The 17,260-nt window shown below is 69.3% G+C and carries 16 protein-coding genes and 2 riboswitches; of the genes, 14 read left to right on the forward strand and 2 right to left on the reverse strand.

Annotated elements, in window-relative coordinates; all coding sequences use genetic code 11:
• Window positions 1-24 precede the first annotated feature (24 nt).
• Genes KIH27_RS03630 through KIH27_RS03640 form a run of 3 tightly spaced genes read left to right on the forward strand, consistent with a single transcriptional unit; the run spans window position 25 to window position 2,632 of the window.
• Window positions 25-699, forward strand: a complete 675-nt coding sequence (locus tag KIH27_RS03630; protein ID WP_372451292.1) for an Rv1815 family serine proteinase — start codon at window positions 25-27, stop codon at window positions 697-699.
• Window positions 696-1,184, forward strand: coding sequence for a VOC family protein (locus KIH27_RS03635; RefSeq protein WP_214091558.1), 489 nt, complete (start codon window positions 696-698; stop codon window positions 1,182-1,184). The genes KIH27_RS03630 and KIH27_RS03635 overlap by 4 nt, the downstream gene beginning before the upstream one ends.
• Window positions 1,181-2,632, forward strand: coding sequence for an FAD-binding protein (locus KIH27_RS03640; RefSeq protein WP_214091559.1), 1,452 nt, complete (start codon window positions 1,181-1,183; stop codon window positions 2,630-2,632). Before KIH27_RS03635 ends, KIH27_RS03640 begins: the two co-directional genes overlap by 4 nt.
• A 92-nt stretch (window positions 2,633-2,724) precedes the next feature.
• On the opposite strand, the gene KIH27_RS03645 is transcribed toward KIH27_RS03640, so the two are convergent.
• Window positions 2,725-4,692 (reverse strand): ABC transporter ATP-binding protein/permease, encoded by a 1,968-nt coding sequence (locus tag KIH27_RS03645; protein WP_214091560.1) that lies wholly within the window; start codon window positions 4,690-4,692, stop codon window positions 2,725-2,727.
• Window positions 4,693-4,851: 159 nt separating this feature from the next.
• On the opposite strand from KIH27_RS03645, the gene secA2 reads away from it, so the two are divergent.
• The 11 genes from secA2 to gcvP all read left to right on the forward strand — a co-directional run bounded on the left by secA2 (window position 4,852) and on the right by gcvP (window position 16,347).
• Complete coding sequence (gene secA2 / locus KIH27_RS03650) at window positions 4,852-7,227, forward strand: accessory Sec system translocase SecA2 (protein WP_214091561.1); 2,376 nt, start codon at window positions 4,852-4,854, stop codon at window positions 7,225-7,227.
• A 10-nt stretch (window positions 7,228-7,237) separates the two neighbouring features.
• Window positions 7,238-7,861, forward strand: coding sequence for a CDP-alcohol phosphatidyltransferase family protein (locus KIH27_RS03655; RefSeq protein ID WP_214091562.1), 624 nt, complete (start codon window positions 7,238-7,240; stop codon window positions 7,859-7,861).
• Window positions 7,854-8,774 (forward strand): DUF881 domain-containing protein, encoded by a 921-nt coding sequence (locus KIH27_RS03660; protein WP_214091563.1) that lies wholly within the window; start codon window positions 7,854-7,856, stop codon window positions 8,772-8,774. The genes KIH27_RS03655 and KIH27_RS03660 overlap by 8 nt, the downstream gene beginning before the upstream one ends.
• Window positions 8,775-9,107, forward strand: coding sequence for a small basic family protein (locus tag KIH27_RS03665; RefSeq protein ID WP_214091564.1), 333 nt, complete (start codon window positions 8,775-8,777; stop codon window positions 9,105-9,107).
• 6 nt (window positions 9,108-9,113) lie between these two features.
• Window positions 9,114-9,881 carry a DUF881 domain-containing protein gene (locus tag KIH27_RS03670; protein ID WP_214091565.1) on the forward strand — a complete coding sequence of 256 codons (768 nt, stop codon included), beginning with the start codon at window positions 9,114-9,116 and terminating at the stop codon, window positions 9,879-9,881.
• Window positions 9,882-9,915: 34 nt separating this feature from the next.
• Window positions 9,916-10,320 carry a glycine cleavage system protein GcvH gene (gene gcvH / locus KIH27_RS03675; RefSeq protein ID WP_214091566.1) on the forward strand — a complete coding sequence of 135 codons (405 nt, stop codon included), beginning with the start codon at window positions 9,916-9,918 and terminating at the stop codon, window positions 10,318-10,320.
• Window positions 10,321-10,495: 175 nt separating this feature from the next.
• Window positions 10,496-10,969 carry a glycogen accumulation regulator GarA gene (garA, locus tag KIH27_RS03680; RefSeq protein ID WP_214091567.1) on the forward strand — a complete coding sequence of 158 codons (474 nt, stop codon included), beginning with the start codon at window positions 10,496-10,498 and terminating at the stop codon, window positions 10,967-10,969.
• Window positions 10,969-11,715, forward strand: a complete 747-nt coding sequence (gene ftsR, locus KIH27_RS03685) for a transcriptional regulator FtsR (RefSeq protein ID WP_214091568.1) — start codon at window positions 10,969-10,971, stop codon at window positions 11,713-11,715. Before garA ends, ftsR begins: the two co-directional genes overlap by 1 nt.
• A gap of 96 nt (window positions 11,716-11,811) precedes the next feature.
• The gene (locus tag KIH27_RS03690; protein ID WP_214091569.1) at window positions 11,812-12,306 is read left to right on the forward strand and encodes a bifunctional nuclease family protein; all 495 of its coding nucleotides are present in this window, start codon (window positions 11,812-11,814) and stop codon (window positions 12,304-12,306) included.
• Window positions 12,307-12,543: 237 nt separating this feature from the next.
• Window positions 12,544-13,179 (forward strand): MerR family transcriptional regulator, encoded by a 636-nt coding sequence (locus KIH27_RS03695; RefSeq protein ID WP_214091570.1) that lies wholly within the window; start codon window positions 12,544-12,546, stop codon window positions 13,177-13,179.
• 93 nt (window positions 13,180-13,272) lie between these two features.
• Window positions 13,273-13,369, forward strand: a riboswitch (glycine riboswitch).
• Between the two features lies 1 nt (window position 13,370).
• Window positions 13,371-13,480, forward strand: a riboswitch (glycine riboswitch).
• A 44-nt stretch (window positions 13,481-13,524) separates the two neighbouring features.
• Window positions 13,525-16,347: an aminomethyl-transferring glycine dehydrogenase gene (gene gcvP / locus KIH27_RS03700; RefSeq protein WP_214091571.1), complete on the forward strand. Its 2,823-nt coding sequence runs from the start codon at window positions 13,525-13,527 to the stop codon at window positions 16,345-16,347.
• Window positions 16,348-16,411: 64 nt separating this feature from the next.
• On the opposite strand, the gene KIH27_RS03705 is transcribed toward gcvP, so the two are convergent.
• Window positions 16,412-17,011, reverse strand: coding sequence for a hypothetical protein (locus tag KIH27_RS03705; protein ID WP_214091572.1), 600 nt, complete (start codon window positions 17,009-17,011; stop codon window positions 16,412-16,414).
• Window positions 17,012-17,260: the final 249 nt, after the last annotated feature.

Genomic DNA, 17,260 nt, shown 5'->3' on the forward strand with positions numbered 1-17,260 from the left:
CGGCCCCGACGATCGGAGTCGACAGTGCGGGGGCTCGCTGTGCAGGCGTTGACGACGACGGTCGCCGCGGCCGTGCTGACCGTGGGTGCGCCCGCGGTCCCGGCTCTCGCGGATCCGGTCCTGGTGTACCCGGGTATGGAGATCCATCAGGACGTGCACGTGTGCACGCTCGGCTACGTCGACCCGGTGCTGCGGGTGGCGTTCACCGCGGGCCACTGCCGGGGGAGCGGCCCGGTCACCAACGCAGTCGGCGACGTCATCGGCGCGATGGCGACGTTCCGCGACAACACGCCCAACGGCACCACCGTCAACACCGACCAGGTGATCGCCGACTACGAGGCGATCGCGCTCAGCGCCGACGTCGTGACCAACGACGTGCTGCCGGGCGGGTTGCGCCTGCAGGCCACCCCGAATGTGACCGTCGAACCGGGCGAGCCGGTCTGCCATTTCGGCATCGTCACCGGGGAGACCTGCGGCACCGTCGACCGGGTCAACAACGGCTGGTTCACCATGTCCAACGGCGTGCGCAGTCAGCAGGGTGATTCCGGCGGCCCGGTGTATGTGGTCCGCGGTCCCGGCTCGGCTCAGGTCGTCGGACTGTTCAACAGCGTCTGGGGCGATTACCCGGCCGCCGTGTCCTGGTCGGCGCTGTCGGCGCAGGTCCGGGAAGACGTCGGGGTGCCCGCGCCGCGACCATGACCCCGCCGACCCGAACGCCGGTCCAGATCGCCTGGGTCACCGATGATCTGGCTGCCACCGAAACCGTCCTCAGCGCGCTGCTCGGCGCCCGGAAATGGGTTCGCCTGCCCGGTGTGCACTTCGGCCCGGACACCTGCGAGTACCGCGGCGAACCGGCGGATTTCACCGCCGACATCTCACTGAGCTACGCCGGCGACACCCAGTTGGAGCTGATCGCCCCGGTCGAAGGCGAGAGCATCTACACCGAATTCCTGGCCGCCGGCGGGCCGGGCCTGCACCACGTCTGCGTGGAGACCGACGACCTCGACGCCACGCTGGCCGACGCGGTCGCCGGCGGCGCTGAGGTGGTGCAGTGCGGTGTGCTGTCCGGCATGCGGTTCGGCTACGTGTCGGCCGTGCAGGCCGGCGTGCCGTTCATCGAATTCGCCTGTGTCGGTTCGCAGATCCGGGATTTCTTCGACTACGTCAAACGGGAGCAGCAGTGAGCATCGAAACACCGGCAGTGGTCAGCGCCGAGCAGGTGACGGACTGGTCGGACGACGTCGACGTGCTGGTGGTCGGCTTCGGGATCGGCGGCGGGTGCGCCGCGGTCAGCGCGGCGGCCGCCGGGGCGAAAGTGCTGGTGCTCGAGCGGGCGGCCGAGGCGGGCGGCACCACCGCGATGGCCGGTGGACACTTCTACCTCGGCGGGGGCACCGCCGTGCAGCAGGCGACCGGGCACCCGGACTCGGCCGACGAGATGTACAAGTACCTGGTCGCGGTCTCCCGGGAGCCCGAGCACGACAAGATCCGCGCGTACTGCGACGGCAGTGTCGAGCACTTCAACTGGTTGGAGGACTTGGGTTTTCAGTTCGAGCGCAGCTACTACCCGGAGAAAGCGGTGATCCAGCCCAACACCGAGGGTCTGATGTACACCGGCAACGAGAAGGTGTGGCCGTTCAAGGAGCAGGCCGTCCCGGCGCCGCGCGGCCACAAGGTGCCGGTGCCCGGGGACACCCAGGGCGCCAAGATGGTGATCGACCTGCTGCTCAAGCGGGCCGTGAGTCTCGGCGTCGAGGTCCGCTACGAAACCGGGGCGAGCGAACTGATCGCCGACGCGTCGGGCCGGATCACCGGTGTCACCTGGAAGCGGTTCACCGAATCCGGTGCGATCAAAGCGAAGTCGGTGGTGATCGCCGCCGGCGGATTCGTGATGAACCCCGACATGGTGTCGCAGTACACGCCGAAACTCGCCGAGAAGCCGTTCGTGCTGGGCAACACCTACGACGACGGGCTGGGTATCCGGCTGGGGATGTCGGCCGGCGGCGCCACCAAGCACATGGATCAGGTGTTCATCACCGCGCCGGTGTACCCGCCGTCGATCCTGCTCACCGGGATCATCGTCAACAAGCACGGTGACCGGTTCGTCGCCGAGGACTCCTATCATTCGCGCACATCGGGATTCGTGATGGATCAGCCGGACAGCGCGGCGTACCTGATCGTCGACGAGGAGCATCTGCGCAAACCCCGGGTGCCGCTGGTGCCGTTGATCGACGGCTGGGAGTCGGTGCCGGAGATGGAAGCGGCGCTGGGCATTCCGGCGGGCAGGCTGGTGGCGACCCTGGAACGCTACAACGCGAACGCCGCCCGCGGCGAGGACCCGGACTTCCACAAGCAGCCGGAATTCCTTGCGCCGCAGGACAAGGGTCCGTGGGGGGCGTTCGACCTGACGCTGGGCAAGGCGATGTACGCCGGGTTCACCCTCGGCGGGCTGGCCACCTCGGTGGACGGCGAGGTGCTGCGGGCCGACGGCAGCGTGGTCGAAGGGCTGTACGCGGCGGGGGCCTGCGCGGCCAACATCGCCCAGGACGGCAAGGGTTACGCCAGCGGGACGCAGCTGGGCGAGGGGTCGTTCTTCGGCCGCCGCGCCGGGGCCCACGCCGCCCGCCGGTAGGCCTTCATCCCGCGCGGGCGTGCACACTTCACCGGCGAAACCCCAGGTGGGGGTGGAGAACTCTGCACGGTGGTGGGGAAAGTGGGTAGCGGTCAGACCGAAGCGGGTTCCGGCTCCACCGAACTGAGCTCCCAACGGCCCTGGCCGAGCAGGTCGAGCACCTGGTTGTGGTGCTGCTTGACGGTGTGCCGGTGGCTGACGCTGACCACGATGGTCCCCGGCAACTCGGCGCGCAGCAGCTGATACAGCGTCAGCTCCAGTCCTTCGTCGAGAGCGGAGGTGGATTCGTCGAGGAAGACCGCCTTGGGCTGGGTCAGCAGGATGCGAGCGAACGCCACCCGCTGCTGTTCGCCGGGGGAGAGCACCCGAGCCCAGTCGTCGACGACGTCGAGCTGATCGATCAGGTGCGGCAGCGCCACCTTGACCAGCACGTCGAGGAACGCGGCATCCGAGATCTCCTCGGCGGCAAGGGGGTAGGCGATCACCGTGCGCAGATCACCGAGTGGGAGATAGGGCAGCTGCGAGATGAACATCGTCGCGTTGTCGGCGTCGGGCCGGCGTAAGGTCCCGGATGCGAAGGGCCACAGCTGGGCGAGGCTGCGCAGCAGCGTCGTCTTGCCGCAGCCCGACGGCCCGGCGATCATCACCGCGTCGCCGATCGCCAGCTGCATGTCCAAGGCGTCGATCAACACATCGCCCGCGGGGGTGCGCACCTCGACGCCCTCGATCCCGACAGTGCCGTCCGGGCTCGGCTTGACCAGCAGTTCGGGGAGGTCGCGAGCCTCCTTGTTGGCCTCGACCAGTCCGTGCAGACGGATGATCGCGGCGCGGTAGCCGGCGAAGTCGTCGTACACGTTGCGGAAGAACGACAACCCGCCCTGGATCTGGCCGAATGCCGTGGCGGTCTGGGTGACGTCGCCGAGTTCGATCTGCCCGTCGAACAGTCGCGGAGCCTGCACCACCCACGGCAGCGGGACGATGATCTGGCTCACCGACAGGTTCCAGCCGGCGATTCCGATGGTCCGGTTCACGAACTTCAGATAGTTCTCGACGATCGCGTCAAACCGCCGCCGGAGTTGCAAGCGCTCGGCGACTTCGCCGCGGTAGAACGCGACCGACTCGGCGGCATCTCGTATCCGAACCAGTGCGTAACGGAATGCGGCGTTGGTCTGTTCATTGCGGAAACTCAGCTGGATCAGCGGACGGCCGATCCAGAACGCGACGACGGTGGCCACCAGCACGTAGCCGATGACGATCCAGAACATCGCGCGCGGGATCGAGAGGCCCAGCACGGTCAGGGTGCCGGACAGGTTCCACAGGATCGCGGCGAACGACACCACCGACACCACCGACTCGACGGCCGCGAAGATCAGGATGCTGCCGGTGCCGTTGGCCGGGGCGTTCGGGGCGGCGCCGTTGCCGGCGGTGAAGATGTCGATGTCCTGCTGGATGCGCTGATCGGGGTTGTCGATCGCGCCCTCGACCGCATCCCCGTCGGCGCCGGTGGGTGACACGTCGAGTTTCGCGTGCACGAAGTGCGCCCGGTAGTAGGCCCGATCACCCAGCCAGTCGCCGGTGAGGCGATCGGTGAGCCAGATTCGCCAGTCCACCATGAAGTGCTGGGCCAGGTAGATGTCGCCCATCACCCGGGCCACATGTAGCGCTGCCATCAGGCTGAAGATCCCGATCGCCATCCAGAATCCGTGCACGCCGGACTGCTTCACCGCTTCGTTGCCGGACGCTGCCCCCTTGGCGGCGATCTGCACCGCGGTGAACATGTCGTTGCTCTGGTAACTGAACAGCACGTTGAGCCGCACCGCGGTGATCACCGACAGCAGCAGCACCCCGAGCATCGCCCAGGCTTTGATGCTGGACCGGCCGGTGAAGTAGGCACCGGAGATCTCCCAGAACTGGCGCGCCCACGGCGTCGTCACCCGCAGCACCGCCAGCACTGCGATGACGCAGACGGCGCTGATCGCCCAGGCCATCGCGATCCACACCAGCGATTCGCTCAGTGCATGACCCCAGTCGATGGACGGCTTGAACAGCTTCGGGTCCACGGCGACGTCTCCTCACAACCCCGGACAGCCCGGTCGGCGTCCGATCGAAATCCCGTGCGCAACCTACCCCAGCGGCCCTGGACGGTGCCTGATGAGGACCGGCACGGCGGGGGCGGTGCCGACAGCCGGCGGGCGTCGATCACCGCGTACCGTTGTTGCGTGGCTAACACCTCGAAAACCGCCTCGAAAAGCGCCTCGAAAGCCGCCGACGCCAAGTCGGGCCGGCTGAGCGGCCGGTTCTGGAAACTGCTGGGCGCCAGCACCGAGAAGAACCAGAGCCGCTCGATGGCGGAGGTGACCGCCGCCGAGAAATACACCGCCAAAGCCGCCGGCCTCGACGCCGAGCAGCTGACCAAGGCCGCCAAACTGCTCGACCTCAAGGCGCTGGCCGACGCCGGCGACATCCCGCAGTTCCTGGCGATCGCCCGCGAAGCCGCCGACCGCAGCATCGAGATGCGGCCGTTCGACGTGCAGTTGCAGGGCGCGCTGCGGATGCTCGCCGGTGACGTCGTGGAGATGGCCACCGGTGAGGGCAAGACGCTGTCCGGTGCGATCGCCGCGGCCGGCTACGCCCTCGGTGGCCGGCACGTGCACGTCGTCACGATCAACGACTACCTGGCCCGCCGCGACGCCGAGTGGATGGGCCCGCTGCTCAAGGCGCTGGGCCTGACCGTCGGCTGGATCACCGAGGACTCCACCGCCGCCGACCGGCGCGCCGCCTACCAGTGCGACGTCACCTACGCCTCGGTCAACGAGATCGGGTTCGACGTGCTGCGCGACCAGCTGGTCACCGACGTCGCCGACCTGGTGTCGCCGAACCCGGACGTCGCGCTGATCGACGAGGCCGACTCGGTGCTGGTCGACGAGGCGCTGGTGCCGCTGGTGCTGGCCGGCACCACCCACCGGGAGACGCCGCGACTGGAGATCGTCGACCTGATCGGACGGCTGGAACCGGGGGAGGACTACGACTCCGACGAGGACCGGCGCAACATCCACCTCACCGAGGCCGGCGCCCGCAAGGTCGAGAAAGCGCTCGGCGGCATCGACCTGTACTCCGAGGAGAACGTCACCACCACGCTGACCGAGGTCAACGTCGCCCTGCACGCGCACGTGCTGCTGCAGCGCGACGTGCACTACATCGTCCGCGACGGCAAGGTGCAGCTGATCAACGCCTCCCGCGGCCGGATCGCCACCCTGCAGCGCTGGCCGGACGGCCTGCAGGCCGCCGTCGAGGCCAAGGAGGGCATCGAGACCACCGAGACCGGCGAGGTGCTCGACACCATCACCGTGCAGGCTCTGGTCAACCGGTACCCGACCGTCTGCGGCATGACCGGCACGGCGCTGGCCGCCGGTGAGCAGCTGCGCCAGTTCTACAAACTGGGCGTCTCCCCGATCCCGTCGAACATGCCGAACATCCGCGAGGACGAGGCCGACCGGGTCTACATCACCGCCGCGGCCAAGAGCGACGCGATCGTCGAGCACATCGTCGAGGTGCACGCCACCGGGCAGCCGGTGCTGGTCGGCACCCACGACGTCGCCGAATCCGAGGAACTGGCCGAGCGGCTGCTCAAGCGCAAGGTGCCGGCCGCGGTGCTCAACGCCAAGAACGACGCCGACGAGGCGAAGGTGATCGCCGAGGCCGGCAAGCTCGGCGCGGTCACCGTCTCCACCCAGATGGCCGGCCGCGGCACCGACATCCGGCTCGGCGGTTCGTCGGAGAACCAAGCGGCCGACCATGACAAGGTGGTCGAACTGGGCGGGCTGCACGTGATCGGCACCGGGCGCCAGCACACCGAGCGGCTGGACAACCAGTTGCGCGGCCGGGCCGGCCGGCAGGGCGACCCCGGGTCGACGGTGTTCTTCTCCAGCTGGGAGGACGAGGTCGCGCTGACCAACCTCGAACCGGGCAAGCTGCCGATGGAGACCGACGGAGACGGCCGGATCGTCAGCTCGAAGGCGTCGTCGCTGCTCGACCACGCCCAGCGGATCGCCGAGGGCAAGCTGCTCGACATCCACGCCAACACCTGGCGGTACAACCAGCTGATCGCCCAGCAGCGGGCCATCATCGTCGAACGCCGCAACACCCTGCTGTCGACGCCGGCCGCGGCTGAGGAAATCGCCGAACTGGCGCCGGAGCGCTACAAGGAGCTGCGGGCGAAATTCGGTGACGACGCCGACGCGAAGCTGGAGAAGATCTGCCGGCAGATCATGCTCTACCACCTGGACCGTGGCTGGGCCGACCACCTGGCGTTCCTGGCCGACATCCGGGAGAGCATCCACCTGCGGGCGCTGGGCCGGCAGAACCCGCTCGACGAGTTCCACCGGATGGCGCTGGACGCGTTCGCCTCACTGGCCGCCGACGCCATCGAGGCGTCGCAGCAGACGTTCGAGACCTCCGAGGAGATCGAGGCCGAACCCGGGGTCGACCTGTCGAAACTGGCCCGGCCGACCTCGACGTGGACCTACATGGTCCGGGACAACCCGCTCAACGACGACACCCTGGATGCGCTGAGCCTGCCCGGCATTTTCCGCTAGGGTTCCCGGCATGGCTGCCGGTTCCGGATCCGACGCGATCCCCGACCGGGTTCTGACGGTGCCGAACGCGATCAGCGCGGCCCGGCTCGTGCTGATCGCGATCTTCCTGTTCCAGCTGCTGGTGCTGCGCGCCGACGGCTGGGCGGTGGCGACCCTGATGCTCAGCGGCGCCTCGGATTGGGCCGACGGCAAACTCGCCCGGGTGCTGGGTCAGTCGTCACGGCTGGGTGCGCTGCTCGACCCGGCGATCGACCGGATCTACATGGCGGCGGTACCGATCGCGTTCGGGCTGCGCGACCTGGTGCCGTGGTGGATCGTCGCCGCGGTGCTGGGCCGCGACGCGCTGCTGGCCGTCACCCTGCCGGTGCTGCGCGGGCGCGGTCTGACCGCACTGCCGGTCACCTACATCGGCAAGGCCGGGACCTTCGCGCTGATGTCGGCGTTCCCGCTGATCCTGCTCGGCGGATTCGATGCGCAGTGGAGTCGCGTGGTGCTGGCGTTCGGGTGGGCGTTCCTGATCTGGGGCCTGGGCATGTACCTGTGGGCGCTCGTCCTGTATCTGGCGCAGGTGACGCTGGTGGTCCGCCGGCTGCCCAAGGTCGCCAGGGACGCAGCCGGAGTGGCGGATGGCTGAACCGTTCTTCGCGCTCAGCGGCTTCGACGCCCAGGCCAGCCGCAACGCCCACGAGGCGGGCCGGCCACAGGTGTTCGCGGTGCCCTCACTACTGCGGTCCCTGCTCACCGACCACCTCGACCCGGGTTACGCCGCCGCGGCGGAGCGCACCCGCAACGGCGCCGGGTCGGGGCGCGCGGCCACCTGGGCGTGGGAGGCGCTGGCGGCGCTGCTGGTGGCCGCGGTGTTCGCCGTCGCGGTCGCCCAGGCGAGGTCGATGGCGCCGGGGGTGCGCACCGCGCAGCAGGTGCTGGCCGGCAACGTGCGGGCGGCCGGGGCCGCGACCGACGCACTGGTCGAGCAGCGCAACACACTGTCGGCACGCGTCGACGAACTGCGGCGGCAGCGCCTCACCGACGACGCCGCAGGACAGCGGCTGCTGGCCGGGCTGGACGCGCTGAGCCTGGCGGCGGCCAGCGGCGCGGTGACCGGGCCGGGGCTGCGGATCACCGTCACCGAGCCCGGCGTCGGCCGGAACCTGTCGGATGCGTCCAAGCAGCGGGTCTCCGGCAGTCAGCAGATCATCCTGGACCGCGACCTGCAGCTCGTCGTCAACTCGCTGTGGGCCGCCGGTGCGGAGGCGATCGCGATCGGCGACGTCCGGATCGGACCGAATGTGACGATCCGGCAGGCCGGCGGTGCGATCCTGGCCGACAACAACCCGCTCAGCAGCCCCTACACGATCCGCGCGATCGGCCCCCCGACCGAACTCCGGGACGGCTTCGGTCGCAGTCTCGGCCTGGAGCGGCTACGGCTGCTGGAGATCTCCTACGGGGTGGTGGTGCACGTCGACACCGACACCGGACCCCACGACCTGACCCTGCCCGCAGGCGCGACGCGTGCCGTCAGGTTCGCAGAACCGATGGAGGAGTAGATGATCGGTATCGCCGCACTGATCGCCGGCATCGCACTGGGGTTGTTCTTCCACCCCAGCGTGCCGGAGGAGGTTCAGCCATACCTGCCGATCGCCGTGGTGGCCGCCCTGGACGCGGTGTTCGGGGGACTGCGGGCCTACCTGGAGCGGATCTTCGACGCGAAGGTGTTCGTCGTGTCGTTCGTGTTCAACGTCCTGGTGGCCGCACTCATCGTCTACGTGGGCGACCAGTTGGGGGTCGGCACCCAGTTGTCCACCGCGATCATCGTCGTGCTGGGCATCCGCATCTTCGGCAATGCCGCCGCACTGCGTCGACGACTGTTCGGGGCCTGATCTCCGATGACCGACGACACCGCATCGCACGGCCGGCACGAGATGCCCGAGCCGCAGCGTCGCCGCCGGTTCGGTGCGCTGCGGTCCGGCCGGCCGGTGTTCGGCGTCCTCGCGATACTGCTGTGTCTGCTGCTGGGCGCGGCGATCGTGACCCAGGTCCGGCAGAACGAGTCCGGCGACGCACTGGACACCGCCCGGCCCGCCGATCTGCTGGTGCTGCTGGACTCACTGCGGCAGCGCGAAGCCGCCCTGCACACCGAGGTCGCCGAACTGCAGCAGACGTTGACCGCACTGCAGCAATCCGGTACCAGCGACGCCGCCGCCATCGAGGACGCGCAGGCGCGCCTGAGTGCGCTGGCGATCATGATCGGCACCGTGGGGGCGGTCGGGCCCGGGGTGACCGTCACCGTCGACGATCCGGGCCGCGGAGTGACGGCGGCGACCATGCTCGACGTCATCAACGAACTGCGGGCGGCCGGGGCCGAGGCGATGGCGGTCCGCGACGCCGGTCAGGCCGTGCGGGTCGGGGTGGACACCTGGGTGGTCGGCGGCCCCGGCGCACTAGACTTCGACGGCACCACGTTGGCCCCGCCGTATTCCGTTCTGGCGATTGGGGATCCGCCTACCCTGGCCGCGGCGATGAACATCCCGGGCGGCGCAGTGGACAGCGTCCGGCGGCTCGGGGGGACGATGACCGTGCAGCAGGCGGAGCACATGGCGGTCACCGTGTTGCGGCAACCGAAACCCCGCCAATACGCTCAGCCCGTCAAATGAACACCACTGAGGAAGAAAGGGCACGGTGAACGCTGTGAGCGACGTCCCGTCCGACCTGCACTACACCAGCGAACACGAATGGGTCCGGCGCACCGGCGAGAACACCGTGCGGGTGGGGATCACCGATTTCGCCCAGGCGGCGCTCGGCGACGTGGTGTTCGTCCAGCTGCCCGGGGTCGACACCGCGGTGACCGCGGGCGAGACCTTCGGCGAGGTGGAGTCGACCAAGTCGGTGTCCGATCTGTACGCGCCGATCTCGGCACGCGTCGTCGCGGTCAACGCCGATCTGGACGCCACGCCGCAACTGGTCAACTCCGACCCGTACGGCGCCGGCTGGCTGCTCGACCTCCAGGTGGAGAACACCGAGGTGGCGGCGTTGGATGAGCGGCTTGCGGCGCTGTTGACCGCCGAGGCATACCGCTCGACCGTGGCCGAATGACGATTGTTAACCTGCCTGCCGGGATCAGCCGGCGGATCGGAGACCGGATCCCGCCGTGCGGGGGACATTTCCGGCCGCTGCGCGGTACGGTCGACACATCGCCGGTGCGGTCGGTGGCAGGAATGCGCGGCGGAATTGACCGGATAATGCGAGAGCGTCCAGTAAGGAGCAATGGGTGACGGAGAAGGATAGCGGCCAGGGCAGTGAAGAGGTCACCGTGGAAACCACCTCGGTGTTCCGGGCTGACTTCTTGAACGAACTCGACGCGCCCGCCCAGACCGGCGGTGAGAGCCTGGCCTCCGGTGTGGAGGGGCTGCCTGCCGGGTCGGCGCTGCTGGTCGTCAAACGGGGTCCGAACGCCGGATCGCGGTTCCTGCTCGACCAGCCGGTCACCGCGGCCGGGCGTCACCCCGACAGTGACATCTTCCTCGACGACGTCACGGTCAGCCGCCGGCACGCCGAGTTCCGGTTGGAGGGCAACGAGTTTCAGGTCGTCGACGTCGGCAGCCTCAACGGCACCTACGTCAACCGCGAGCCGGTCGACTCGGCGGTGCTGGTCAACGGTGATGAGGTCCAGGTCGGGAAGTTCCGGCTGGTCTTCCTGACCGGGCCGAAGGCCGGCGAGAATGAGGCCGGGCCGGGCAGCTAGTGACCGCGCCTGACAGCCCCGAACTCTCCGGGATGTCGATCGGAGCGGTTCTGGACCTGCTCCGACCGGATTTCCCGGACGTCACGATCTCCAAGATCCGTTTCCTGGAGGCAGAGGGGCTGGTGACGCCGCAGCGTGCGTCATCCGGGTATCGGCGATTCAGCGCGTACGACTGCGCCCGGCTGCGATTCATCCTGACCGCGCAGCGGGATCAGTACCTGCCGCTGAAGGTGATCAAGGCGCGACTGGACGCCGAGGAGGGCGGAGCGCTGCCGGCGGCGGAGTCGCCCTACCCGGCGCCTCGGCTGGTCGCGGCGGTCGACGCCCACGATGGGGCCGACGGGTACCGGGACGCCGTGCCGCCGGCGCCCAAGCGGGTCCGGTTGAGCCGGGAGGACCTGCTGGAGCGGTCCGGGGTGAGCGACCAACTGGTGGTGGCGCTGCTCAAGGCCGGGGTGATCGTCAGCGGTGCGGGTGGGTTCTTCGACGAGCAGTCCGTGGTGATCGCGCAGTGCGCGCAGGCGCTGTCCGAATACGGCGTGGAGCCGCGGCATCTGCGCGCCTTCCGGTCCGCCGCGGACCGGCAGTCCGACCTGATCGCGCAGATCGCCGGCCCACTGGTCAAAGGCGGCAAGACCGGTGCCCGCGACCGCGCCGACGATCTGGCGCGCGAGGTCGCGGCGCTGGCGATCACGCTGCACACATCTTTGCTGAAGTCGGCGGTGCACGACGTTCTGCACGGCTGAGGACTAGACTTCGTTCGGCGGCTTGTTGCGGTTATCCGACCGTGGTTCGCAGCGAGTCCGGTTCGGGCACAGGCATATGCGGAGGGCTGGCTGGAGATGGGTGAAGTACGCGTGGTCGGGATTCGCGTCGAGCAGCCGCAGAACCAGCCGGTGCTGTTGCTGCGGGAAGCCGAGGGCGACCGGTACCTGCCGATCTGGATCGGGCAGGCCGAGGCCGCGGCCATCGCACTGGAGCAGCAGGGGGTCGAACCGGCCCGGCCGCTGACCCACGACCTGATCCGCGACCTGATCGCGGCACTGGGCCACTCCCTCAAAGAGGTTCGGATCGTGGACCTGCAGGAGGGCACCTTCTTCGCGGATCTGATCTTCGACCGCGACATCACCGTCTCGGCGCGGCCGTCGGATTCGGTGGCGATCGCCCTGCGGGTGGGTGTGCCGATCTACGTCGAGGAGTCGGTGCTGGCCGAGGCGGGCCTGCTGATCCCCGACGAGGGCGACGACGAGGGCTCGGGGACCGTCCGGGAGGACGAGGTGGAGAAGTTCAAGGAGTTCCTCGATAGCGTGTCGCCGGACGATTTCAAAGCAACCTGACCCGGCGCGGCGGACTCAGCACCGTCACAGTCGCGTTTCATCTGTACGCGCTCTTCACGACACGCCAAACAGAACACGCCGGGCCGAAAACGCGGCCACCATACTTGAGCCACGACTTGACGGGGACAACAGAACGACAGCGCGTTCAGCGGCGTATGCTCACCACAACTCGGGCAAGAGCAAACGCGGTCACCGGCCAGCCAGTGGCATCGAGCGCGATCGGCGAGAGGAAGCAGCGTGGGCGAGCAACCGGGGCAGGAGCAACTGGACTTCACCGGGCAGTCCGAACCGACGGGTGCCGACGGCCCGGCGGAACGGCCGGCGGGTGGCGTGCCGGTGCAGGCGGGGCTGTTCCCCGACGATTCGGTCCCCGACGAACTGGTCGGCTACCGCGGGCCCAGCGCCTGTCAGATCGCCGGCATCACCTACCGCCAACTGGACTACTGGGCCCGCACCTCGCTGGTGGTGCCCTCGATCCGCGGCGCCGCCGGATCCGGCAGCCAGCGGCTGTACTCGTTCAAAGACATCCTGGTGCTCAAGATCGTCAAGCGACTGCTCGACACCGGCATCTCACTGCACAACATCCGGATCGCGGTCGACCACCTGCGTGAGCGCGGGGTCCGCGACCTGGCGAACATCACGCTGTTCTCCGACGGCACCACCGTCTACGAATGCACCTCCGCCGAAGAGGTGGTCGACCTGCTGCAGGGCGGGCAGGGCGTGTTCGGGATCGCCGTCTCCGGTGCGATGCGGGAACTGACCGGGGCGATCGCCGAATTCCCGGGCGAGCGCGCCGACGGCGGCGAGTCGATCAGTGCGCCGGAGGACGAACTGGCCAGCCGGCGCAAGTACCGCGACCGCAAGACGGGCTGACCGTGCACAGTTGTCCGGCCCCACCTGGGGCAACGGCGGTCAACTGTGCACGCTCGCGGTGGGGGTGACCACCCGGTAAGCTGGCGGGGCATCGCATTCGCTGCGGGAGAGTTCCGCGTCAACCAGGCGCGGACGCCGAAGGAGCAAGACCTCTCCGCCAACCTCTCAGGCCCCCGGACCGCGCGAGACAATGGTGCCTCTGGAAAGTGGTGTGTACGAACGCACCCGCCGATGGGGAAAGGCCGGGCCGCCCGGCTGAAACTCTCAGGTGCCCGGCCCGGGTGAGGACAGAGGGGGAGGGCGACCGCATCGACCGTTGCCCGGCCTACCCGCAGGAGTCCCGCCATGACCGAATTCCGCTTTGTCGACCGGCACATCGGCCCGGACGCTGACGCGATCGCCACGATGCTCGCGGTGATCGGGGTGGACTCCCTCGACGACCTGGGGGCCAAGGCGGTGCCCGCCAGCATCCTCGACGCGCTGACCGACACCGGCGTGGCGCCGGGCCTGGACGGCCTGCCGGCCGCCGCCAGCGAAGCCGAGGCGCTGGCCGAACTGCGGGCACTGGCCGACACCAGCACCGTGGCGACCTCGATGATCGGTCAGGGCTACTACGACACGCTGACCCCGCCGGTGCTGCTGCGCAACATCCTGCAGAACCCCGCCTGGTACACCGCCTACACCCCGTACCAGCCGGAGATCAGCCAGGGCCGGCTGGAGGCGCTGCTGAACTTCCAGACCATGATCGCCGACCTGACCGGGCTGGACCTGGCCAACGCGTCGATGCTCGACGAGGGCACCGCCGCCGCCGAGGCGATGACGCTGATGCACCGGGCGGTGCGCGGGAACTCCAACCGGCTGGTGGTGGACGCCGACCTCTTCACCCAGACCGCGGCGGTGCTGGCCACCCGGGCCGAACCGCTGGGCATCGAGATCGTCACCGCCGATCTGCGCGACGGGCTGCCCGACGGTGAGTTCTTCGGCGTGATCGTTCAGCTGCCCGGCGCCAGTGGCCGGGTTACCGACTGGTCGGCGCTGATCGACGCCGCCCACGAGCGCGGCGCGCTGGTCGCGGTCGGAGCGGACCTGCTGGCCTGCACACTGGTCACCCCGCCCGGGGAGATCGGCGCCGACGCGGCGTTCGGCAGCGCCCAGCGGTTCGGCGTTCCGATGGGCTTCGGCGGCCCGCACGCCGGCTACCTGGCGGTGCACACCAAGCATGCCCGTCAGCTGCCGGGCCGGCTGGTCGGGGTCTCGAAGGATGCAGACGACGCCGACGCCTATCGGCTGGCGCTGCAGACCCGCGAACAGCACATCCGCCGGGACAAGGCGACGTCGAACATCTGCACGGCGCAGGTGCTGCTGGCGGTGATGGCGGCGATGTACGCCAGCTACCACGGCGCCGACGGGCTGACCGCGATCGCCCGGCGGGTGCACGGCCACGCCGAGAGCATCGCCGCGGCCCTCGGTGACGCCCTGGTCCACGACACGTACTTCGACACCGTGCTGGCCCGCGTCCCGGGCCGCGCCGATGAGATCGTCGCCGCCGCGAAGGCGTCGGGCATCAACCTGTGGCGGGTGGACGCCGACCACGTCTCGGTCGCCTGCGACGAGGCCACCACCGACGCGCACGTCGACGCCGTGCTGGCCGCGTTCGGGGTGACGCCGGCTGATTCGTCCGGGAGCGACATCGCGACCCGCACTTCGGAATTCCTCACCCACCCGGCGTTCACGGCGTCCCGGACCGAGACGGCGATGATGCGCTACCTGCGCGCGCTGTCCGACAAGGACATCGCGCTGGACCGCAGCATGATCCCGCTGGGCTCCTGCACGATGAAGCTCAACGCCGCCGCCGAGATGGAGCCGATCACCTGGCCGGAGTTCTCCCGCCAGCACCCGTTCGCCCCGGTCGGCGACGCCGCCGGACTGCGGGCGCTGATCGCCCAGCTGGAGGGCTGGCTGGTCGGGATCACCGGCTACGACGCGGTGTCGCTGCAGCCCAACGCCGGCTCACAGGGCGAGTACGCCGGCCTGCTGGCGATCCACGCCTACCACGCCAGCCAGGGACAGTCGCACCGCGACATCTGCCTGATCCCGTCCAGCGCGCACGGCACCAACGCGGCATCGGCCGCGCTGGCCGGCATGCGGGTGGTGGTGATCGGCTGCCGCGACAACGGCGACGTCGACCTCGACGACCTGCGGGCGAAGATCGCCGAGCACGCCGAGGTGCTGTCCACGCTGATGATCACCTACCCGTCCACCCACGGGGTCTACGAGCACGACGTCGCCGAGATCTGCGCCGCCGTCCACGACGCGGGCGGGCAGGTCTACGTCGACGGCGCCAACCTCAACGCGCTGGTCGGGCTGGCCCGCCCGGGACGCTTCGGCGGGGACGTCAGCCACCTGAACCTGCACAAGACGTTCTGCATCCCGCACGGCGGCGGCGGGCCCGGCGTCGGCCCGGTGGCGGCGCGCGCGCACCTGGCGCCGTTCCTGCCCGGCCACCCGCTGGCTCCCGAGCTGCCGGCCGGCCCGCCGGTGTCGGCCGCGCCGTACGGGTCGGCGTCGATCCTGCCGATCACCTGGGCCTACATCCGGATGATGGGGCCGGACGGCCTGCGGGCCGCGTCGCTGACCGCGATCGCCTCGGCGAACTACATCGCCCGGCGCCTCGACCCGTACTTCCCGGTGCTCTACACCGGCGAGAACGGCATGGTCGCCCACGAATGCATCCTGGATCTGCGCGGCATCACCAAGGCGACCGGGGTGACCGTCGACGACGTCGCCAAGCGCCTCACCGACTACGGGTTCCACGCCCCGACGATGAGCTTCCCGGTAGCCGGCACCCTGATGGTGGAACCCACCGAGAGCGAGAGCCTGGCCGAGGTGGATGCGTTCTGCGCGGCGATGATCGCGATCCGCGGTGAGATCGACCGGGTTGCGAGTGGGGAGTGGAGCGTCGAGGACAACCCGCTGCGCGGAGCCCCGCACACCGCCGAGTGCCTGGTGGTCGACAAGTGGGAGCACCCCTACACCCGAGAGCAGGCCGCCTACCCGCTCGGGCGCGACTTCCGGCCGAAGGTGTGGCCGCCGGTGCGCCGGATCGACGGCGCGTACGGGGACCGCAACCTGGTGTGCTCCTGCCCGCCGGTGCAGGCGTTCGCCTAAGCGGTCGACCGCAGACGGCGACGGCCGGTGCCCCGCGGTGGGGCACCGGCCGTCGCCGCGGTGATCACAGCGAGGAGAACAGGCTGTTCATCCCCTCCAGCATCTCCTGATCGAAGGTGGTGAACTGGGCCGCCATGTTCTGGAACAGGTCGGAGGCGCCCAGGCCCATCGCGTTGGCCCACTTGTCCATGTCCATGCCGGCCAGCGTGATCACGTCGCACAGGCTGGTGTTGTCGGGGCCGACGGTGCCGGGCATCTCGGTCTCCAGGCTGACCACGGTCTGGAACCATCCTTCGGCCCAGGTGCCGTAGTCCTGCCCCAAGGTGCCCAGGTTCTGCATGGCGGTACTGAGGTCGCCGCCGTACTGGGCCACCCAGTCGGAGTAGATGCTGTTCAGCGCGTTCATCTCGCTGCCCATCTCCGTGCTCGCGGTGTTGAAGAAGTTCTCGGTGGAGGTGTTGAGGTCGGCGGCGGCCTGCGACAGCCAGGCCAGGTCCGTGGCGTCGCCGGGGGTCGCCGCGACCCCTTCGGCGGCGGTCAGGTTGATCGCCGAGATGCGTAGCGGCGCCGGCGCGTTGTGCGAGGGGTTCGCGATGACCAGGCCCGCTCCCGCGACCACCACGACGGCCAACAGGTGGTGCCCGAGTGCGCGCGATCCGATCATTGTTTCTCCCCCAGAGTCAGTGGTCACTGCCGACAGGGGAAACCTACACCTAAATGAAAGCTTTACGGAAGTGAATATTGAGCCGAATTTAGTCGGGTTATCCGTATGTGCCGCAACGGAAGTGGCGTGTGATTCGGCTGTGATGGGCGATGTGCGAGCGAGGTGGCGTGCGGGTGGCCGTGACGTGATCGACGCCGGTCCCCGGCTGGCACATCACCTGAGGGTTGAAAAATTCGGAAATAAGACCGC

The sequence above is a fragment of the Mycolicibacter acidiphilus genome, from assembly GCF_018455725.1.
Taxonomy (GTDB): Bacteria; Actinomycetota; Actinomycetes; order Mycobacteriales; family Mycobacteriaceae; genus Mycobacterium; species Mycobacterium acidiphilum.